Annotated in this window: 18 protein-coding genes; 11 read left to right on the plus strand and 7 right to left on the minus strand. The window is 36.4% G+C overall.

Features of this window, described 5'->3' with window-relative positions; all coding sequences use genetic code 11:
- Positions 1-142 precede the first annotated feature (142 nt).
- Positions 143-2,080: a polyglycerol-phosphate lipoteichoic acid synthase LtaS gene (ltaS, locus tag ACZ2V4_RS05295; RefSeq protein ID WP_419895396.1), complete on the plus strand. Its 1,938-nt coding sequence runs from the start codon at positions 143-145 to the stop codon at positions 2,078-2,080.
- A 233-nt stretch (positions 2,081-2,313) separates the two neighbouring features.
- On the opposite strand, the gene ACZ2V4_RS05300 is transcribed toward ltaS, so the two are convergent.
- Positions 2,314-3,129 (minus strand): ZIP family metal transporter, encoded by an 816-nt coding sequence (locus ACZ2V4_RS05300; RefSeq protein WP_283721827.1) that lies wholly within the window; start codon positions 3,127-3,129, stop codon positions 2,314-2,316.
- Between the two features lie 128 nt (positions 3,130-3,257).
- On the opposite strand from ACZ2V4_RS05300, the gene ACZ2V4_RS05305 reads away from it, so the two are divergent.
- The 6 genes from ACZ2V4_RS05305 (at position 3,258) to ACZ2V4_RS05330 (ending at position 11,137) form a co-directional block, all read left to right on the plus strand.
- Positions 3,258-5,132: an ABC-F family ATP-binding cassette domain-containing protein gene (locus ACZ2V4_RS05305; protein WP_283721826.1), complete on the plus strand. Its 1,875-nt coding sequence runs from the start codon at positions 3,258-3,260 to the stop codon at positions 5,130-5,132.
- Positions 5,133-5,135: 3 nt separating this feature from the next.
- Entirely contained in the window at positions 5,136-6,902 is a 1,767-nt protein-coding gene (gene recQ / locus ACZ2V4_RS05310; RefSeq protein WP_219494026.1) for a DNA helicase RecQ, read from the plus strand.
- A gap of 64 nt (positions 6,903-6,966) precedes the next feature.
- Positions 6,967-7,887, plus strand: a complete 921-nt coding sequence (locus ACZ2V4_RS05315; RefSeq protein ID WP_490514588.1) for an ABC transporter ATP-binding protein — start codon at positions 6,967-6,969, stop codon at positions 7,885-7,887.
- Positions 7,887-9,401, plus strand: a complete 1,515-nt coding sequence (locus tag ACZ2V4_RS05320) for an ABC transporter permease/substrate-binding protein (RefSeq protein ID WP_490514589.1) — start codon at positions 7,887-7,889, stop codon at positions 9,399-9,401. The genes ACZ2V4_RS05315 and ACZ2V4_RS05320 overlap by 1 nt, the downstream gene beginning before the upstream one ends.
- An 84-nt stretch (positions 9,402-9,485) precedes the next feature.
- A complete protein-coding gene (gene hisC, locus ACZ2V4_RS05325) occupies positions 9,486-10,538 on the plus strand; it encodes a histidinol-phosphate transaminase (RefSeq protein ID WP_283721825.1) in 1,053 nt (350 codons plus the stop codon).
- Between the two features lie 65 nt (positions 10,539-10,603).
- Positions 10,604-11,137, plus strand: a complete 534-nt coding sequence (locus tag ACZ2V4_RS05330) for a 5' nucleotidase, NT5C type (protein ID WP_490514590.1) — start codon at positions 10,604-10,606, stop codon at positions 11,135-11,137.
- An 88-nt stretch (positions 11,138-11,225) separates the two neighbouring features.
- Here ACZ2V4_RS05330 and ACZ2V4_RS05335 read toward each other — a convergent pair whose 3' ends face one another.
- The 5 genes from ACZ2V4_RS05335 to ACZ2V4_RS05355 form a co-directional block, all read right to left on the minus strand.
- Positions 11,226-12,134: a diacylglycerol/lipid kinase family protein gene (locus ACZ2V4_RS05335; protein ID WP_283721824.1), complete on the minus strand. Its 909-nt coding sequence runs from the start codon at positions 12,132-12,134 to the stop codon at positions 11,226-11,228.
- A gap of 85 nt (positions 12,135-12,219) precedes the next feature.
- Positions 12,220-13,731, minus strand: a complete 1,512-nt coding sequence (locus ACZ2V4_RS05340; RefSeq protein WP_283721823.1) for a peptide MFS transporter — start codon at positions 13,729-13,731, stop codon at positions 12,220-12,222.
- Between the two features lie 283 nt (positions 13,732-14,014).
- Positions 14,015-15,529 (minus strand): peptide MFS transporter, encoded by a 1,515-nt coding sequence (locus tag ACZ2V4_RS05345; RefSeq protein WP_490514591.1) that lies wholly within the window; start codon positions 15,527-15,529, stop codon positions 14,015-14,017.
- 158 nt (positions 15,530-15,687) lie between these two features.
- Entirely contained in the window at positions 15,688-16,188 is a 501-nt protein-coding gene (queF, locus tag ACZ2V4_RS05350; protein WP_219494808.1) for a preQ(1) synthase, read from the minus strand.
- 10 nt (positions 16,189-16,198) lie between these two features.
- Positions 16,199-17,053, minus strand: a complete 855-nt coding sequence (locus ACZ2V4_RS05355; RefSeq protein ID WP_419895400.1) for a DMT family transporter — start codon at positions 17,051-17,053, stop codon at positions 16,199-16,201.
- 358 nt (positions 17,054-17,411) lie between these two features.
- On the opposite strand from ACZ2V4_RS05355, the gene nrdI reads away from it, so the two are divergent.
- From nrdI to ACZ2V4_RS05375, 4 genes are all read left to right on the plus strand, one after another.
- On the plus strand, positions 17,412-17,801 hold the full coding sequence (nrdI, locus tag ACZ2V4_RS05360; RefSeq protein WP_283721821.1) for a class Ib ribonucleoside-diphosphate reductase assembly flavoprotein NrdI: 390 nt from the start codon (positions 17,412-17,414) through the stop codon (positions 17,799-17,801).
- Positions 17,764-19,869 carry a class 1b ribonucleoside-diphosphate reductase subunit alpha gene (gene nrdE, locus ACZ2V4_RS05365; protein ID WP_283721820.1) on the plus strand — a complete coding sequence of 702 codons (2,106 nt, stop codon included), beginning with the start codon at positions 17,764-17,766 and terminating at the stop codon, positions 19,867-19,869. Before nrdI ends, nrdE begins: the two co-directional genes overlap by 38 nt.
- A 61-nt stretch (positions 19,870-19,930) precedes the next feature.
- Complete coding sequence (gene nrdF, locus ACZ2V4_RS05370) at positions 19,931-20,899, plus strand: class 1b ribonucleoside-diphosphate reductase subunit beta (RefSeq protein WP_283721819.1); 969 nt, start codon at positions 19,931-19,933, stop codon at positions 20,897-20,899.
- A 127-nt stretch (positions 20,900-21,026) separates the two neighbouring features.
- The gene (locus ACZ2V4_RS05375) at positions 21,027-21,776 is read left to right on the plus strand and encodes a FixH family protein (RefSeq protein WP_241427482.1); all 750 of its coding nucleotides are present in this window, start codon (positions 21,027-21,029) and stop codon (positions 21,774-21,776) included.
- Between the two features lie 76 nt (positions 21,777-21,852).
- Here ACZ2V4_RS05375 and murB read toward each other — a convergent pair whose 3' ends face one another.
- Positions 21,853-22,767 (minus strand): UDP-N-acetylmuramate dehydrogenase, encoded by a 915-nt coding sequence (gene murB, locus ACZ2V4_RS05380; RefSeq protein ID WP_490514630.1) that lies wholly within the window; start codon positions 22,765-22,767, stop codon positions 21,853-21,855.
- Positions 22,768-22,800: the final 33 nt, after the last annotated feature.

Consider the following 22,800-nt stretch of genomic DNA (forward strand, 5'->3'; position numbering starts at 1 on the left):
TTGTTGCGAATAAGTATAAATTAATATATTGTACGATAAATATTACAAGACTGTTACAAAGAATAATTAATTGTAAGTATTATAAACATCATTAAATAAAAATATTGTCTGAAGTATATAGATAGTCTGAATAAATGGAGGTATGAAGATGAAAGATAAAAGGATTACAGTTTTTATGTTTTTCCTGTTAACTGTTATCACAGTTTCGATAAAGACATATTTTGCCTATTATATTGATTTATCATTAGGCGTTAAAGGATTAATCCAGAACTTAATATTACTGATGAACCCCTATAGTTTGGTGGCACTAATTTTAAGTGTGTTTTTATTCTTTAAAGGTAGAAAAGCTTATTGGTTTATTTATATTGGAGGGTTTCTGTTAACATTCCTTCTTTATTCTAATGTCGTTTACTTCAGATTTTTCTCAGATTTTATTACTTTTAGTACATTAAACCAGGTGAGCAACGTAGAATCAATGTCAGGTGCGTTGTGGAGTTCATTTAAATGGTATGACTTTATATATTTCCTGGATATTTTTGTATTCTTATATTTATTATTGATGAAAAAGCAGTACTTTTCTACACGTTCATTCAAGAAAAAGTATATCCCGGTTGTAATGGGTGTTTCAGTATCTTTATTTTTCCTGAACCTGGCCTTTGCTGAAACGGATCGTCCCGAATTATTAACAAGAACGTTTGACCATAAATATTTAGTCAAATATCTTGGACCGTATAACTTTACCGTATATGACGGTATCCAGACGATTCAGAATAACCAGCAAAAAGCACATGCGAGTTCGGATGACTTAGCGCAAGTACAGTCATATACAAAAACGAAATATGCTGCACCAAATGGTGCTACATTCGGTATTGCTAAAGAGAAGAATGTAATTAAGATTCATCTTGAAAGCTTCCAGACATTCTTGATCAACTATAAAGTGAACGGCGAGGAAGTAACACCATTCTTAAATTCACTTGCTTCAGGAAATAAAGATTTTATTTATTATGATAATTTCTTCCATCAGACTGGCCAAGGTAAGACAAGCGATTCAGAATTAACGATGGATAACTCAATTTATGGCTTGCAGCAAGGTTCAGCTTATTCATTGAAAGGTGATAATACGTATCAGTCGTTACCTGCGATTATGAATCAGCAACAAGGATATTCAACTTCTGTTATGCATGGAGATTATAAAACATTCTGGAACAGAGATCAGGTGTATAAACACTTCGGTATCGATAAATTCTATGATGCGACGTATTATGATATGAGCGAGAAAAACTTAGAGAACTTAGGATTGAAAGACAAAGAGTTCTTTAAAGAGTCAATCCCATATTTAAAGAATGAGAAACAACCGTTCTACTCTCATCTGATCACATTAACAAATCACTATCCATTTACGATTGATAAAGCTGAAGCAACAATAGATTCACCTGAAACAGGTAACCCTACTGTCGACGGGTATGTACAAACTGCAAGATATCTAGATGAAGCAGTTCAGCAGTTTATAGAAGATTTGAAAAAGGAAGGACTCTATGATGATTCTGTAATATTAATTTACGGTGATCATTATGGTATATCTGAAAACCATAATAAAGCGATGGCAAAATTATTAGGCGAAGAAATTACGCCAACAAAATTTATGGACCTACAGCGTACAGGTCTATTTCTTAAAGTGCCAGGTGTTGAAGGTAAGGTTGATCATACTTATGCAGCTCAGGTAGACGTAGCACCGACGTTATTACATTTACTTGGAATTGACGCTAAACCATATGTGATGTTTGGGACGGATTTATTCTCTAAACAGCACAAGGACACTGTAACTTTTAGAAATGGTGATTTCATAACATCAGAATATAAATCGATTAATGGTATCTTTTATAGTAACAAAACAAACCAGCCTCTAACAGATAAAAAGCAAGAGGCTGCAGCAGAAACAATAAAAAGACAAGCTGAAAAAGAATTAGAAATGTCTGATGCGCTTATCAATGGTGACTTGTTAAGATTCTATAACAATCCAGAGTTTGAGAAAATTAACGCTTCAAAATACCATTATGATAATGGTGACGTATCTCAATAATAAAGAAAGCCGGTCAATATAGAAAACTTAAATTGTTTTCTATATTGACCGGTTTTCTTTTGCTGAGGGCCAAGAATCGCATTTTTTATTAAATTCAGCGATGAATAAATGATTATTGACGGTGAAAAAAATGCTGACCCTGGCGACAAAATTCAAACGACGCAGAAAACAAAGAACATTTTCTTGGCGCCGTTTTTATTTTGCTGCGGATCAAGATCGCATTTTTTTCAACCTTAGCCCAGTGCGACGTCTAATATCATCATAATTGTAAATCCGACCATGAGTCCCATTGTAGCTAAGTCTGTATTATCTCCAGACTGAGATTCTGGTATCAGCTCCTCTACGACTACGAATATCATTGCACCTGCTGCAAATGCAAGTGCGTACGGTAAGAGTGGCGTTACAAGTAAAACAGCACCTGCTCCGATAACTGCAAATATCGGTTCGACGATTGCTGAACCGTGTCCGAGATTAAATGCTTTCATCTTAGACTTACCATCACCATGTATTGGCAAAGATAATGCTGAACCTTCAGGTATGTTTTGAATACCAATACCGATTGCAAGCCCTATTGCACCCATTAGTGCAGCACTATTCCCGCTGACAACACCACCAAATGCGACACCTAAAGCTAATCCTTCAGGAATATTATGCATCGTAATTGCTAAAAAAAGTAATGTAGATTTCTTAAGATTTGTTGATGGTCCTTCATTAATATGCCCAGGATTAGAGGCATTTGGATGGATATGTGGAATAACGACATCGAGCAGGCGTATAAAGAGACCGCCTAATAAAAAGCCGATTGCAGCTGGTAACCATGGTGTTACGCCATTGTCTTCACTAAAACTGATTGCTGGTGATAGCAAAGACCAGAAGGATGCAGCAATCATAACGCCCGCGGCAAAGCCTTGCATCGTATTCAGCACTTTATTATTTACAGTCTTGAAGAAAAATACGATAGACGCACCAAGTCCTGTCATCAGCCATGTAAAGATTCCGGCGATTCCAGCCTGTACCATTGGTGATAACTCACTAAACCATTCGAACATATGTACCTCCTTATAAAAAAACTGTATAATATTATATTGATATTTATAATACATAACTATATCATATACGTGTTTAATGAGATATTGTTTCTTATATGAAATAAAGAAAATAAGTGGGAGTTTATATTATGGAAGCATATAAAATAGAAAATTTGACAAAGCAGTACGGTGTAAAAACGGTATTCGAAAACCTTAGCTTAAGCATTTCAACCGGCGATAAAATTGCACTTGTTGGTATCAATGGAACAGGTAAAAGTGCACTGTTAAAATGCATTGCTGAAATAGAGGAACATAATGGAACAGTGACTCATCCCAATGGATTTACAATCGAGTACGCAGCACAATCGCCTGTACTAGATGAATCACTTTCAATTACTGATAATGTGCTGGACCGTGCGCATCCAGTGATGCAGTTGTTTAAGAAATATAATCACATATTAAAACAGATGGAATCAGATTATAATGACACATTGGCACATGAACTTAGCGAAATTCAGACGCAGATTGAACAAATGGATGGATTTACATATCGCAGCTCTGCAGAAGCAATTCTTACGAAACTCGGAATATTGAATCTTGAGGCGCCGATTACTACACTTAGTGGTGGACAGAAGAAGCGTGTTGCGCTTGCAAAATCTTTACTTAAGGCACCTGATTTACTGTTACTTGACGAACCGACCAACCACCTTGATTTTGAATCCATATATTGGCTCATTCAGTTCATAAAAAATTATAAAAAAGCTGTTCTCATAGTGACACATGACCGTTACTTCCTGAATGAGATTACGAACCGTATTGTTGAATTAAGAAATGGTAAGCTCTATCAGTATCGTGGTAACTACGAAGATTACGTCGTTCAAAAAGCCGAAGATGAACTTATCCTTGCTAATCAGGAACAGAAGGAAAAGCAATTGTATAAACAAGAACTCGCCTGGATGCGCAAAGGTGCGAAAGCGAGAACAACGAAACAGCAGGCGAGAATTGACCGTTTCAGTGATATAGAAGATAAAGTGAAAGCGCAGAAGAAATCGGAAACGATGGAAATCAATCTTCAAAATAAGCGTCTTGGTAAGCAAGTATTTGAACTAGAATCGGTTGGGATGCACTTTGACGATAAAATATTATTTGAAAGCTTCAGTGATATTGTGCAGACGACAGATCGTATCGGTATTGTTGGTCAGAACGGCACAGGAAAGTCCACGCTATTGAATCTGCTGGCTGGAGAGCTTACACTAAAAACGGGGACGATCAAAGTAGGCCAGACAGTGAGAGTCGGATATTACCGACAAGTAGAGATGGAACTGGAAAAAGATATGCGTATGATCGACTTTTTAAGAGAGAAAGCTGAAATAGGTTTCACTTCTACAGGTGAAAAGATTTCCGTTACGCAATTACTGGAACGCTTCTTATTTCCGTCCGCTGTTCACGGTACCTATATTAGTAAACTGAGTGGTGGAGAACGTAAGCGCCTCTATTTACTAAGTATATTGATTCAAGGACCTAACGTATTATTGCTGGATGAACCGACAAATGATCTGGATACAGAGACATTGACCGTATTAGAACAGTATCTTGAGTCATTTAAAGGTGCTGTCATCACGGTCAGCCATGATAGATATTTTCTGAATAAAGCAGTGACTTCCTATTGGTATGTACATGAAAATACAGTTCATAAAATACTAGGGGATTTTGAAGATTACCTGGACTTCAAATCACAGATAGAGAGCAATATTACCATACAGTCGCCAGAGAAAAGTGAGAAACATAAAAATCAAGAAAAGGGAACAAAACGTGTATCCTATAAAGACAAACGCCGCTTTGAATTTTTGACAGATGCGATTGAATCATTAGAACAGGACATTGCAGATATTGATAATAGAATTGCACAAGAGACGACAAATTATGATAAACTCAATCAATTGACGACTGAACGTCAGGAGAAAGAAATACTATATGAAACATACTTTGAAGAATGGGATGAACTTTCTGCACGAATGGAGTAGGTTATGAAACACATATTACAAGAGTATTTTGGTTATTCCAGCTTTAGGCCCGGACAGCAACAATTAATAGATTATGCGATAAATAATATTCCGACACTTGGCATTCTTCCGACAGGTGGCGGGAAATCTATATGCTATCAAGTGCCGGGCATCTACAAAGGAGGATTGACGCTCGTCATAAGCCCGCTCATCTCATTGATGAAAGACCAGGTGGATGCACTCAATGCGAGTGGTATTAAAGCTAGCTATATCAATTCTTCATTAACGAAACAGGAAATGCGTGCAGTTGAAACGCAATTAATTTCAGGTGAGTGTCAATTTCTGTATGTTGCGCCTGAACGATTTGATAATCATTCTTTTCAGCAGCTGTTATACGCCCTTGATATTCGACTTGTCGCTTTCGATGAGGCACATTGCATATCAAAATGGGGACATGACTTTAGACCCAGCTACCGTGACGTCGTACAAAAGGTGATGACGTTACCTCACCATTTTACGCTTATGGCATTAACAGCTACGGCTACCGTAGATGTTAAGGAGGATATATGCAGCTTACTGCATATTCAACTGGAGCATGTTGTTGAAACAAGTACAAAAAGAGAAAACTTGAAGTTCATCGTAGACCCGACGTATCAGAAACAAAAGATGGTGATTGACTATATAAAGAGTCATAGTGATGCATCAGGAATTATCTACGCTAGCACAAGAAAGCAAGTAGAGTTGTTAAGTGAAGTGTTTGAAGTGAATCAGATTCGTCATACATTCTATCATGCCGGACTTAAGAAGGAAGAAAAAGAACGTAATCAAAGTGCTTTCGTTCGAGATGATATTCCGGTAATGATTGCAACGAATGCATTTGGAATGGGGATTGATAAATCCAATGTCAGATATGTCATTCATTATAATATGCCGCAGGACTTAGAGAGCTATTATCAGGAGGCAGGGCGAGCAGGCCGTGATGGTTTGAAGAGTGAGTGTATTTTAATGTATTCAGAAGCGGATATTAAGTTGCAGCATTTCTTTATTGAGACAGCGCCTGAACCAGTGCAGGAATTAAAGAAAGACAAACTGAGTAAAATGATTCAATATACGAAGACGAAGCGCTGTCTGCAGTCAACCATCATTAATTACTTTAATCCAAATGAACCACTGAAAAATTGTGGTCAGTGCTCTAACTGTCTGAGCCAGGATGAGAATTATAATATGACGACAGAAGCGAAACAAATATTAAGTTGTCTCATCCGCATAAAGATTCCTGTAACTAAACACCTGCTTTCTAAAGTGCTGCACGGAGAAAATGATGATCAGATTCACAACGAATCACTGCACAAGCTCTCTACTTTTGGGTTATTAAAGGACTATGAGGCGAGCGCTGTGCAATCATTTATCGATACGTTAATCTTTAATGGCTATATAAGAATCCATGATCACTATCTATATTGTGATGAAGCAGCAAAAGCCATCTTATTTAATGATGAACAGGTGATGACATATTATAAACCGAATCAATACAATGAGAAAGTAAAAATTACAACGATAGGTGCTATAGATGATACATTGTTAAGGGCACTTAAGACCGCACGTAAAGAATTAAGTGAACGGCTGGATATACCACCATTTACTATATTTTCTGATCATACACTTGAGCTCTTTGCTGATAAAAAACCTGTTTCTAAAGAAGATATGATACTAATCGAAGGTGTCGGATCATATAAGCTAAAACATTACTGCCCAAAATTTATTGAAGTGATTCAGGATTATGTAAGCTAATGTGTTGTTTAACTTCTAGAGTTTAGGTTATATATATTACATTAAATTCTATAAGAGGTGCAACATGATAAAATTTAAACATGTATCGAAACGTTATGGTGAAAATACGGTTGTGGATGATATCAACTTTGAAATTGAAGAAGGAGAATTCTTTGTTATCATCGGACCTTCGGGTAGTGGAAAGACAACGACATTGAAGATGATCAACAGATTGGTTCCGTTGTCAGAAGGTTACATTTACTTTAAAGATCGACCTATCAGTGATTACAAACTTGATGAGATGCGCTGGGATATCGGCTATGTGCTACAACAAATTGCACTATTCCCTCATATGACAATTAAGGAGAATATTAGTCAAGTGCCTCTTATGAAGAAATGGTCTCAAGAACGTATCGATAAAGATGCGGTGCGCTTATTGAATATGGTTGGACTTGAAAGCGAAGCATATTTACATCGTTATCCTGATGAATTATCCGGTGGACAGAAACAACGTGTAGGTGTTGTTCGTGCTTTAATGGCGGATCCTCCAGTAATATTGATGGATGAACCATTTAGTGCACTAGATCCTATCTCACGTGAAAAGCTGCAGGATGATCTCATTCGTCTTCAATCAGAAATTAAGAAGACGATAATCTTTGTTACACATGATTTATCTGAAGCTTTGAAGCTTGGTGATAGAATATGTTTGATGAATAATGGGAAGATAGAACAGATTGGAACACCTGAATCATTCATCAATGCCCCGAATAATGAATTTGTTAAGACATTTATGGGTGATGCGGTGCAAATTAAGCAATATGCTAGAAATATAATGAGGTCAATCGATGTAGCTACTTCAGCACAAGTAGCACCGGATACTTCATTGCATGATGTCTATGCCTTACTCACTGAGCATGAATATATCGCTGTAATGGAAGATACAAGAAGAATTGGTGTTATATCACGCAATGACGTATTACGTCAACTGAGTAAGGAGGCGATGTAATGAATACGTTATGGCAGACATTTTCAGAACGTAAGTATGAATTATTGGAGGCATTGTTCGAACATATTCAAATTTCATTTATTGCTTTATTAATTGCAACATTCATTGCGATACCGATTGGAATCTATTTGACACGTCATTCGAGGATTGCTGAACCTATTATTAATGTGACAGCGGTATTACAGACAATTCCATCTCTTGCATTGCTCGGGTTGATGATTCCACTATTCGGTATTGGTCGAGTGCCAGCAATCATAGCCCTCGTCATCTATGCTTTACTGCCGATTCTGCGCAATACATATACAGGGATCAAAGAAGTAGATCCTTCACTGAAAGAGGCAGCGAGCGGAATCGGTATGAATACATTCCGTCAGCTGACAAAGGTTGAAATTCCTTTAGCGATGCCGGTCATTATGGCTGGTATCAGAACAGCGATGGTCTTGATCATCGGTACTGCGACACTTGCAGCATTTATAGGTGCGGGTGGCTTAGGAGATTTAATTCTTCTTGGTATAGACCGTAATAATACAAGCATTCTCCTGTTAGGAGCAATTCCGGCAGCACTACTTGCATTAATATTTGACTTCCTGTTAAAGCGTATGGAGAAATTGAGCTACAGAAAGCTTATCTACATTCTCGGTGTGATGCTGCTTGTATTTTTACTTGTAGCAGTAGGACCTTTATTATTTGGTAAAGAAGAGAAGCTGAAATTTGCAGGGAAGCTTGGAACAGAACCAGAGATTATTACAAATATGTACAAATATGTCATTGAAGAAAAGACGGATGTCTCAGTTGAGGTTTCACCAGGTATGGGTAAGACAACATTTTTATTCAATGCTTTGAAATCAGATAATATTGATGGCTACCTGGAGTTTACAGGGACAGTGCTTGGAGAAATCACTAAAGAAGATCCTGAGGCAACGACAGAAGCTGAAGTTTATCAGCAGGCTAATGAAAGTCTGAAGAAAAAATATGATATGGCTTTACTAAAACCAATGAAATACAACAACACATATGCACTCGCAGTAAAGAAAAGTTATGCTGAAGAACATAACTTAAAAACGATATCTGATCTTGAAAAGATGAAAGATGATATCAGAGTAGGGTTTACTTTAGAATTTAATGATAGAAATGATGGTTACAAAGGAATCCAGAAGAAATATAATATCAAGTTTAATAACGTGAAGACGATGGAACCGAAGATTCGTTATCAGGCAATTGATCAGAATAAGATAGATCTGATGGACGCTTATTCAACGGATGCAGAACTTAAGAAATATGATATGGTCGTGCTGAAAGATGATAAACACCTATTCCCACCATATCAGGGTGCGCCTTTATTAAAACAAAGTACAATTGAGGAACATCCACAGGTTGTCGATGCATTAAATGAACTTGCAGGTAAGATTACGGATGAAGAAATGCAGAAGATGAACTATGAGGTTGCATATAACAATAAGACGCCAGAAAGTGTCGCAAAGGCATATTTAAAAAAAGAAAAGATTATAAAATAAATTAATTTGTTAAAAAGATAGCAAAAATTTGCTATCTTTTTTTATTTTCTCTATCATAATATAAAATGAATTGGAGGGTCTAATATGAAACCACAACTAGAAAGTCTAGGCGTCTACAAGGCGGGATTATCAGAGGAAGCATTAAAGCGCAAGTTTAATGTTGAGGGAGACTTCAGCAGACTGGCATCGAATGAAAATCCAATGGGCCCGTCCCCGGAAGTATACAAAGCCATTCGCTCACAAGATGCACTCAACTATTATCCTGATCCAGAAGCGGTACACTTAAAAGCATCACTCGCTCATTTCTATCAGGTAGATAGTGACCAAATTCTCATAGGAGCTGGATTAGATGAAATTATCATGATGATTTCGCGTGCACGTCTGAATCCCAAAGGCCACATCCTGACGAGTGAAGGTACTTTTATTCAGTATACGACACATGCACTGATTGAAGATAATGAAGTGGTCAGTGTACCGTTGAAGGAAGGGAAGTTTGATCTGGAAAGTTTTAAAGATAAGATGAATGATGAGACAAGTATCATCTGGATCTGTAACCCGAATAATCCGACAGGTACTTATGTTACTGAAACAGAATTAACTGGATTTTTAGAGAGTGTACATGAAGATGTAATGGTCGTACTGGATGAAGCATACTTTGAATTTGTTCTGCGTGAGGATTATCCAGATGGCGTAGCGTTACTTAAACGCTTCCCGAATCTGATTGTGCTCAGAACATTCTCTAAAGCCTATGGGTTAGCAGGACTACGTGTAGGATATGCCATAACATCTAAAGCATATATTGATGTGTTCAATAAAGTAAAGCTGCCGTTTAACGTGACAGCACTTTCGCTAGTCGGAGCAATTGCTGCATTAAAAGACCAGCAATATTTAAAGGATTATGTTGCTCATAATGATAAAGAACGTAATAAATTCTTTGAAGCGGATTACAAAGAACACCTTATAGATAGCGTAACAAACTTTATATTTGTGAAGACGAATCAGGCTGAAGCGTTATTCGAAGCATTGATTAAGGGTGGAGTAATTGCTAGACCGATGCCTAACGGGGTAAGAATATCAATTGGTACGCGTGACGATAATGAAAAAGTTCATAAAGTACTCAATTCATTCTTCAGTTAATCAAATTACTACAATTAGCAATCTAGATTGCTTATAATAATAGTAATACAGGATAAAGGATGATTATGATGAGACAGTCAATTGCAATTGATATGGATGAAGTACTTGCAGATACATTGAAGAAAGTTATCTTTCAGTTTAATGAAAGTGCAGGTATGTCCTTAACAAAAGAAGATTTGTACGAAAGGAAACTTCGCACAGAATACCCAGAACACGTGGATAAATTAGACAAGCTGTTACTAGATCGAGGTTTCTTTAGAGATTTAGAAGTATTTCCTGATGCAGTACGTGTCGTAGAGCGACTCAACCATCATTATGATGTCTATATTGCTACAGCTGCGATGGATGTGCCGACATCATTCGATGCAAAATATGAATGGCTGAGAGAGCATTTTCCATTTTTAGATCCACAGCATTTTATCTTCTGCGGTAATAAAAGCATTGTTGGAACAGATTATCTGATAGATGATAATCCGAGACAGCTGCGCGCATTTAAAGGCAAAGGTATTATCTTTGATGCGGTACATAACCGAAGTATTTCTGAATTTGATAGAGTAAATTCATGGAGCGATGTTGAACGTTATTTCCTGGATAAATAGATACTAAGCTTTATATATGTAACGACAACACCCAAACCATATCTATATGGTTTGGGTGTTGTCGTAATAATGATAGTATCTATATCTATTAAAATAATGTATTCACTGGCGCTGTTAAGATCTTAAGTTTATTTGGAACAATCGTAACGTCAAGCGGTGTCACAAGATCAATTTCTCCGTCTACATCTACTGACAGTTCATCTTTTGTTTTCAGATGAACATGTTCTCCGGAGATGTGTTCAATATTCTGACTGATTTCATTCCAGTTGACTTCTGATTTCTCACCGATCATGTCTGTAAATGATTTAAGGCCGCTATCTTTAAAGATGAATACATTGAGAATGCCGTCACTTGGTGAAAGTTCAGATAGTGGTATGCGATTTCCGCCGATAAACTGACCGTTTGCGATAATAATCATAGAAGATGTACCATATGATTTGGTGCCATCAACTTCAATTTCATACTCAAAGAAGGTAGGATTAGAGACATTTTTGATCATAGAGAAGAAGTAGCTGAACTTGCCGATTTTACTCTTTACTTGTGGATTGACCCCTTCAGAGTTATCAACCATGAGACCCATTCCTGCAAAGTTAAGTGCATAGCGTTCATTAGTCTTTAGCACATCATAATATTTAACTTCTGACTCGAGTAGCTGAGTAGCAGCACGTACAGGGTCCGGGTTTAGATTTAACGTTTTTGTGAAGTCATTAAATGTGCCACCTGGGAGGATTCCGATTGGTTTATGGTAGCCGCCATCAATCATCCCGTTAATCAGTTCATGTACAGTACCATCACCACCAAGAATAAGAAATATATCATATGGCTGTGAAGACTGTGTAAGTAGTTCATAGATCTCACCTTGCTCTAAGCTTCTGTAGATTGTTAAATGGGTAATTATCTGTGATAGATGCTTTGTAACCTCTCCGATGATTTCGTGTACATCACCTTGTCCTGCTTTATCGTGATAAAATAATATGCCGTTATTAAATTTATGCACATTGACACCTTCTTATTGTTATTTGTTATGTTATATTATATACCTCGTTTGCCCAAATTAAAAACACAGCGCATAGGCGCTGTGTCTAGTGAATACCATCCATTTTCTTTGAAATCCATTTATTCATTAACAATATGATAACAAACAGTATCATGGCAATCGTACCAATAAAAATAAAGTATTTCGTATAACCAAGTGGTTCTATAAGTTTTACAAACTGTGCATTTAATCCTTGAGCTGTAGCATTCGATAAGAACCATAAGCTTAGCATTTGTGAATTAAATGCGACAGGTGCCAATTTAACAGATACCGAAGAACCTGTCGGGGATAAACATAATTCTCCGATAACACATAGTAAGAAAGATAAAACTAGCCATAACGGATTGATGAGGTGTGTCTCATTTTGTGTTAATGGAAGAATCATCACTAAGAAACTCAATCCTGCAAACAAAATCCCTAAAGTAAATTTAAATGGTGTCGTTGGATTACGCTTACCTAATTTAATCCATAATGTCGAAATGACAGGTGCTAATATTACGATAAATAATGGATTTAATGATTGGAAGTATGCAGCTGGCAACGTATAATCAATACCAAATAAAGGTTTCAAGTCCAGCTGAGTTCTTTCAGCTGCAAATAATGCCAGGGTATTTGCGCCTTGTTCCTGAATGACCCAGAACATTACACTCGCTAAGAACAATGGAATATATGCAAGTAATCTTGAACGTTCAGTTGATGTCACATCCTCACTTCGATACATAGTGAACCAGTAGACGATAGGGAGTACAATGCCGAGAATCGTTACGACGAATGAAAATGTATTAAATGTAAGGATTCCCATCATTAAAGTAACTACAATGATACTAATAAGTGCAATTGCTGCGATAACAATGTTTCTTGAGTAACGTTTCTTTTCTTCGCCTTGTAATAGGTTTGTAGGCTCATTTCCGACTAAACCGAGTGATTTACGATTGAAGATGATATATACGACTAATGCAAGCGCCATGCCAAGGGCTGCTGCTAGAAATCCGATATGATAGTTATATTGTTTTTGGAGTGCACCAACAATTAATGGGGAAAGAAAGGCACCCATATTAACAGACATATAAAAAATTACAAAACCACCATCCATACGACTATCATTTTTATGATACAGTCCGCCGACGACATTAGAAATATTGGGTTTCATTAATCCGGATCCCACAATAATTAAAAACATAGATGCTAGAAATGTAGGAACTCCAAACGGTAAGCTCATTGCAATATGTCCGAGCATAATTAATGTTGCCCCGTAGAGCAGGGCTTTTCGGGAACCAATCAATCTGTCGGCAACCCAGCCACCTAAAATTCCTGTCATAAAGATCAATGATCCATACATCGATCCAATACTCGCGGCAGTTGTCTTATCTATACCCAGCCCACCGTTAGCAACCGTATCATACATGTAATAAATTAAGATTGCGCGCATCCCATAATAACTGAAGCGTTCCCAGAACTCTACAAAGAATAGAATCCCTAATCCTCTAGGATGTCCGAAAAACCCAGTCTGTGGTACACTTTGTACCATTTCTTCACGGGAGTATTTCGTTGTTTCCATAATTTCACCTTCCGTAATAAAAATATTCTGAAAATTAATGTTATTTCAGAATATAATTTTACCATTAAATTAATATCATTCAATAACTTTTTAAAAAGACGAAATTTTCAAAAAGTTGATATGCTAGTTTCGTTTAAAGAGTTAAAGTGTTATGTTTTAATTTTAATATAATATATTAATTATAATATGTATTACTAATATAATAATTTCACGATATTAAGCAACTCAAAAACACCCTTAAAGCATCCTATATACTTTAAGGGTGTTAAAATTTATAAAGTTATTAGTGAATCCCTTTCATGAAGCGTTTCATAAAAGGACTTACAATAAGTAATACAATCCCTAATCCGATTGTAACCATTCCGATGTTACCGAAGTATGTTGCGTTATTAACAGTATCATAATATTTAACGAGTACTTGACCGTTAAATAACTGCGCGACTGTGTTTGCTAAGAACCATATACTCATCATTTGAGATGCGAATACACTCGGTGCAAGTTTTGTTGTTACTGATAAACCAGTAGGTGATAAGCAAAGCTCAGCCATTGTTACTAGCAAGTAGCTTAATACTAACCAGGCCGGATTCATTAAAGCGTCGCCGTTATGCGTTAATGGATAAACCATCACGACATAGCTGAAACCTGCTAAAAATAGTGCGATACTGAACTTAACTACTGTTGGTGGATTAAATCGTCCAAGTTTTACCCATAACCATGCAAATAGTGGTGCAAGTGTTACTATAAATAATGGGTTTAGTGACTGGAACCAAGCTGGTGGAATTACAAAGTTAATGGCACCATTTGTCACTTTAGCTAAATCTAACTGTGTATTCTTATCGGCAAACGCAGCAAGGATTGTTGAACCTTGCTCCTGAATTGACCAGAATACAACAGATGCTAAGAATAATGGAATATATGCTGCTACACGTGATTTCTCTTCAGATGTCGTCTTTTTGGATACGAACATCATAATAAAGTAAACAACTGGCAGACCAATACCCAGTGCTGTTACAAGTGACATAAATGTTTGTAAGTTTAAGTTTCCAGTAAGTTGGGCGAATAAGAAATAAATTACAAATGCAATAACAATCACTGTTACATATGTGAGTGTTTTCTTTTTATCTTCAGGTGTTACTGGGTTTGGGATGTCCAATCCAGATAGCCCTAAAGTGGGTTTAGCACGTAATACATAAATAATTAGTCCAAAGAACATTCCGACAGCTGCAACAGCAAATCCGTAATGGAATCCGGCATTTTTCTGTAGCCATCCGACAATTAATGGTGAAATAAATGCACCTAAGTTAATAGACATTACAAATAGTGTGAATGCTGAATCTACCTTCGGATCGTTCTTCTCATAAATTTCTCCGACATTTGAAGAAATATTCGGTTTAAGCAATCCTGTACCTAAAATGATAAATAATAGTGCGACAAGTAACAAGGTGAAGTTATTCGGTAGAGATAGTAATATATGACCGATCATGATGAGAATCGCGCCATATAATATGGCTTTTCGCGTTCCGATAAATCGGTCAGCAAGCCATGCACCTACCACACCGCTCATATAGATCATCGCACCATATATTGATACGATTTGTAATGCAAGTGCATCAGGTAATCCAAAACCGCCATCTTTAACAGAATAATATAAGTAATAAACTAATATTGCTTTCATTCCATAGTAACTGAAACGTTCCCAGAACTCAGTTATCATAAGTGTAAACAGACCTTTAGGATGTCCAAAGAATCCAGTTCTCGGCATACTATTTATAATTTCTTCCCTTGTATGTTGAGACATTCATTTTCCCCCTTCAAATTTAAATACTATAATAAGATAATATTGTACACCTAAAAGAATATTTAGACAATTCGAATTTTGAATAATTTTAAAAAGAATGTAAATAATAAAAATAACGAAGCGGAGATTTTGAAATCTCTCAGCTTCGTTATACCGTGCTATCTATTTGTAATCGTTTCAGGATATAAATCATGATTCATCAGACGATAAGATGCCATTTCTTCATATTTAGTTCCTGGGCGCCCGTAGTTCGTATATGGATCAATTGAAATACCACCACGCGGTGTGAACTTACCCCATACTTCAATGTAGTGTGGGTCCATAAGTTCAATTAAATCATTCATAATAATATTCATACAGTCTTCATGAAAATCTCCATGGTTTCTGAAGCTGAATAAGTATAGTTTTAATGACTTTGATTCAACCATCTTGATATTTGGAATATAGCTGATATAAATTGCAGCGAAGTCGGGTTGTCCTGTAATCGGACATAAACTTGTGAACTCCGGACAATTAAACTTAACAAAATAGTCACGACCTTGATGTTTGTTATCAAATGACTCTAATATTGTCGGGTCATATTCATATAAATATTTATTGTTCTGATTACCAAGTAACGTAATATCCTGTAATTCTTCTTTTTGTCTTCCTGACATAATAGCCTCCTGATTAATGTTGTTTCACTTTTGCTTTTACAAACATATAGTAGCTCGCAAAGAATATTATAATATATCCGAGATAACTTAGTAAGTCCGGGGTCTCATTAAATAGAATAAATCCTATAATTGCACTGAATAACACAGTCGTATAAAAGAATATTGAAATATCTTTCGCTGGTGCATAGCTATAAGCGATTGTTAATCCGAATTGTCCGAGCGTAGCAAATAGGCCGGATAGAATCAGATAGATGATCTGCGCATTTGTCATGGGTTGATATGTCAGCAATGTGAGTGGAATAAGTACAATTGTTGATACGAACGAAAAGTAAAACACAGTCGTATAGAACTTCTCTTTTGAACCGAGTACACGTAATGTTGTATAGGCAAGTCCTGCAAACATGGCGCCAAGGACACCTATTATGGCAATATACATATCTGAACTGAAATTCGGCTTAATGATAAATAGAGCACCAATAAATGCAATTATCATGCTGATGAATTGATACTTTTTAATATATTCCTTTAAAAACCATGCACAAAATAAAATAGTGAAGAATGGACTGAGTTTATTCAGCATATCTGCATCACTTAACACCATGCGGTCAATTGCATAATAGTTAAGAAGCACACCAATCATTCCAAAGACACTTCTTAAAATAAGCGTTAGCTGGTTCTCTCTATGACCAAAAAGAGGCGCTTTATACTTGTATACGAAATACAGAGGAAGGATTATTCCGATAATATTACGAAACAATGATTTCTGTATGACTGGCAAATCTCCAGAGAGCTTTACGAAGGCACCCATTAAACTGAAACCAACCGAAGCAGCAACCAACCATAATATTCCTTTTATTTTATTATTCATATGTGTCCTCCTTTTTCAGTAATATGAATATATTTTCAATAATTTAAATACAAAATTTCTTACGTTTATCAAAGTGAGTAGTAGCAAAGGGTTGCTCGTTTTCTTCAAAAGTCAACCCTAAAAATATAAATTTTTACAAGGTTTTAACGTTGAAAACCCCTTTATAAATGCTATAATTATTCGTATATCTTGTGGTTGTTGGAAAATATACCACTATATCTTGTGTTCGGTATTGATGCGAACACAATACTTGCGAATTGCTAAAAGTCAAGCACATAATACATAAATTTTTGGGTAGTTTTAAAGATAGTTTTAATATTATTGTTCACAACTGCTTTTAAATGAGAGGAGTGATATTATGCTCATCGTCTATTATTCGCTCACTGGAAATGTGAAACGTTTTATACAGAAAACAAAGTATGCAAATACATTAACTCTGGATCAAGCGGAAGGTATAAATGAACCGTATATCATTGTAACAGGAACGATAGGGTTTGGCGAGATACCGGATCCAGTTAGACAGTTTCTGGACCGTCATAGTGCAAATTTAATAGCTGTAGCAGCCAGCGGTAACAGAAACTGGGGTCAGAACTTTGCACGTGCAGGAGACTTAATAAGTAGTACATATCATGTGCCATTATTAATGAAGTTTGAACTACACGGTAATGATAAAGATGTGAAAGAATTTAATATAAAGGTGGAAGAAATCAGTGAATATCGCACAAGAGAAACAGTACAATCATATTGAACTTAATAACCAGGTCACAAAACGTCGAGAAGATGGCTTCTTTGATATTGATAAAGATCAAGAAGCGCTTAAAGTTTACTTAGAAGAAATAAAAGATAAAACGATAACATTTGATACACCGATTGCGCGTCTTAAGTATCTCGTTGAACAAGATTTTTATTATGATTTATTTAATGAATATAACGAAACAGATTTGAACGATATTATTAAGTATGCACAAGACATTGAATTTAACTTTGCGAGTTATATGTCGGCAAGTAAATTCTTTAAAGATTATGCATTGAAAACAAATGATAAACAGCAATATCTAGAAGATTATAAAGAGCATGTTATTATTGTAAGCCTATATTTAGCTAAAGGTGATGTAAATAAGGCGAAACAATTAATCTCTGCGATGATTGAGCAACGTTATCAACCGGCGACACCTACATTTTTAAATGCAGGCCGTGCAAGACGCGGTGAGCTTGTATCTTGTTTCTTATTAGAAGTAGATGATAGTTTAAATTCTATCAACTATATCGACTCAACTGCGAAACAATTATCTAAAATTGGTGGCGGTGTTGCAATTAACTTGTCAAAGTTACGCGCACGAGGAGAAGCAATTAAAGGCATTAAAGGTGTGGCTAAAGGTGTATTACCTGTAGCTAAAGCGCTCGAAGGCGGATTTAGTTATGCGGACCAGCTAGGACAACGTCCAGGTGCAGGTGCTGTATACTTAAACATCTTCCATTATGACGTGCTTGAGTTCTTGGATACGAAGAAGGTAAATGCTGATGAAGACTTACGTTTATCAACGATTTCTACTGGACTTATCGTACCAAGTAAATTCTTTGATTTGGCGAAAGAGGGCAAAGATTTCTTTATGTTTGCACCACATACAGTGGAACGTGAATATGGTTTAACGCTAGACGATCTAAACATTGATGAAATGTATGACGAACTTGTGGAAAATCCAAATATTATGAAGAAATCTAAAGATGCACGTGAAATGTTAAACTTGATTGCTCAAACGCAACTTCAATCGGGTTATCCATACTTAATGTTTAAAGACAATGCGAACAAAGTGCATGCAAATTCGAATATCGGTCAGATTAAGATGAGCAATTTATGTACAGAAATCTTCCAATTACAAGAAACATCCATTATTAATGATTATGGCACTGAAGATGAAATCAAACGAGATATTTCATGTAACTTAGGATCATTGAATATTGTGAATGTAATGGAATCTAAGAAATTTAAAGATTCAGTACATACTGGTATGGATGCACTTACAACTGTGAGTGATGAAGCGGATATTAAAAATGCTCCTGGTGTGGCAAAAGCAAATCGCGAACTGCATTCGGTTGGGCTTGGTGTCATGAACCTACATGGCTACTTAGCAAAGAATAAAATTGGATATGAATCAGAGGAAGCGAAAGAATTCGCAGCGACGTTCTTTATGATGTTAAACTATTATTCATTAGAACGCTCTATGGAAATTGCCCTTGAACGAAATGAGACATTCGCAGACTTCGAAAAGTCAGATTATGCATCTGGTACTTATTTCGACAAATATATTGCGAAAGACTATAGACCTACAACAGACAAAGTTGTTGAACTTTTTGAAGGGATAGCAATCCCAACGCCAGAAGATTGGGCAGGTCTTAAAGAAAAAGTGATGGAAAATGGACTATTCCATGCATATCGTCTTGCTATTGCACCGACACAAAGTATCTCTTATGTGCAAAATGCAACAAGTTCTGTTATGCCGATCGTTGATCAGATTGAGCGTAGAACTTATGGTAATGCTGAAACATTCTATCCTATGCCATTTTTATCACCTGAAACAATGTGGTTCTACAAATCAGCATTTAATACAGATCAAATGAAGTTGATTGATCTAATTGCGACAATTCAGGAACATATAGACCAAGGTATCAGTACAATATTATTTGTGAACAGTGATATTTCTACGAGAGAACTTGCAAGACTATACGTATATGCACATCATAAAGGTTTAAAATCACTGTATTACACAAGAAATAAATTGTTAAGTGTTGAAGAATGTACAAGCTGCGCAATCTAAATCATTAAAGGCTGAATTATCAGCCTTTAAAATATGTATAACAATCAAAAGGACTGAAAATATGATAGCCGTTAACTGGAATACACAAGAAGACATGACAAATATGTTCTGGAGACAGAATATCTCACAGATGTGGGTAGAATCAGAATTTAAAGTTTCAAAAGATATTGCAAGCTGGAAAGAGTTGACTGAAGATGAAAAGTATACATTCAACCATGCACTTGCTGGTCTCACAGGATTAGATACACATCAAGCGGACGATGGTATGCCACTCATCGGTCTGCATACGAAAGATTTACGTAAAAAAGCAGTTTATTCATTTATGGGGATGATGGAGCAGATCCATGCAAAAAGTTATTCTCATATTTTCACTACGCTCTTACCATCTGCTGAAACGAACGATTTACTTGATAACTGGGTTGTGAATGAACCACATCTAAAGTTTAAATCAGAAAAGATAGTTTCTAGATACCATAAACTTTGGGGCAAAGAAGCAACAATCTATGATCAGTATATGGCACGTGTTGCCAGCGTATTCTTAGAGACATTCTTATTCTATAGTGGATTTTATTATCCACTATACTTAGCTGGTCAAGGTCGCATGACGACGAGTGGAGAGATTATTCGTAAGATTCTGCTAGACGAATCTATTCACGGTGTATTTACAGGATTAGATGCACAAAGTTTACGCAATGAATTAACAGATGATGAGAAATTGCGTGCAGATAAAGAGATGTATGATTTATTAAAGGAACTCTATGCAAATGAAGAGCGTTATACTAAGATGCTGTATGACCGTGTCGGGCTCACAGAGGATGTCTTAAATTATGTACAGTATAACGGTAACAAAGCATTAGCAAACTTAGGATTTGAACCTTATTTTGAAGAGAAAGGCTTCAATCCAATCATTGAGAATGCCTTAAACACTTCTACGAAAAACCACGACTTCTTCAGTGTTAAAGGTGATGGTTATGTCATTGCATTAAACGTAGAAGCATTAACAGACGAAGACTTCCAATTTGAATCTTAATATTTGACGAGCTTGTGACAAATGTCGCAAGCTCTTTTTAAGTACAGTATTTGTCACAAATTGGACATTGCTACAAATATATAAAACAGACATAATTGTAAGCGTATAAATATTGAGGAGGAACACTATGAACGCTAAAAGATTATTGATGATAGGTCTATGCACAGTTGCTTTAGCAGCATGTGGCAAAGAAGAAAAGAAAGAAGGGCATGAAGGGCATGAAAATCATGCAACAACATCTGATAAAAAAGTACAACCGTTAACGGTAGATCTAACTGTACCTGAGCATGTAGAAAAGGGGAAAACAGTAGAAATTAAAGCACTCGTGAAACATGGAAAAGAAAAAGTGAATGATGCTGATGAAGTAATGTTTGAAGTGATTAAAGATGGCGACACAAAAAATTCTGTTAAAGAAAAAGTTAAAGAAGCGAAAGATGGTGTTTACACGTTTACATATAACTTTAAAGAAGATGGCACATATAACATTATTAGCCATGTTACAGCATTTAACCAGCATACAATGCCGAATAAAGAAATAACGATTGGAGATGCTGCACAACAGCATAGTCATCAAGATCACCATCATGCCGGTATGATACATATAATGGATATTAAAGCAGAGAAAGATAAAGAAACAACATTAATGATGCATGTAATGGATGCAGAAGGCAAGCCGTTAACAGAGGCATCTGTTGCAAGATTTGAAGTGAAGACACCTTCTGGAAAGACTGAGTGGGTGGACTTGCAGGAAAGTAAACTCGGAGAATATGAAACAAAACATACATTTGCTGAGAGTGGGAAATATACCGTTACAGCACATGCAGAAAAGCAACCTGACTTTCATGTTCATAATGATACAGAATTTGAAGTGAAATAAGCGCGTCAATAATAAAGAGCTTGAGATATCATACTGTATATCTCAAGCTCTTTTTGGCTAATATTAACTCTTTTTATTATAATGGTTCTCCGATAATTCTTACTTCTGTTTCTAGCGCAATGCCTGAATTTTTATAGACAGTTTCCTGAATGTGGGCAATCATATTTTCGTAATCAGTCGCAGTTCCTTCGTTCACATTTACGATAAAACCAGCATGTTTTTCAGACACTTGCACGCCGCCGATGATGTGACCTTGTAACTGTGCCTCTTGAATAAGTTTACCAGCAAAGTGACCCGGTGGACGTCTAAACACACTGCCGCAAGATGGGTATTCTAGTGGCTGCTTTGATTCTCGACGTTCAGTGAGTATGTCCATTTGTGACTGGATAGACTGAATATCCCCAGGAGCAAGCTTAAAACTAGCTTCAAGTACGACAAAATGTTCTTTTTGGATAATACTAGTACGGTAGTCAAGTTCTAATGCCTGATGATCAAGTGAGATGATTTCACCCTCATGGTTAATGACTAAGGCATGATCAATCACATCCTTAATTTCACCGCCATAAGCTCCAGCGTTCATAAATACAGCACCGCCAACAGAGCCTGGAATACCACACGCAAATTCAAGACCGGTTAAATGATGGTCTCTTGCAGTTCTGCTAACATCGATAATCGCTGCACCACTGCTGGCAGTTATACACTGCCCATTAACTTTTATTTTGGTAAGGTTAAGTAGACTGATAACAATGCCTCTAATGCCACCATCTCGAATGATAATATTTGAACCATTTCCTAAAAATGTAACTGGGATATCATTTTGTTTAGCTACATTTAATGCGGCCTGTACCTCTGCATAGTTTGTCGGTATGACATATATATCAGCATTGCCACCAGTTTTCGTATAAGTATATTTCTTTAATGGTTCATTGATTTTTATATGTTCTGACTGAATAGATTTCTTCAGTTGATCGACTATAGTATGTAATTGCATAAATGTTCGCCCTTTCATTGAATTCATTCCTCA

The sequence above is a fragment of the Macrococcus sp. CoH-51_TC_04 genome (genome assembly GCF_058188655.1).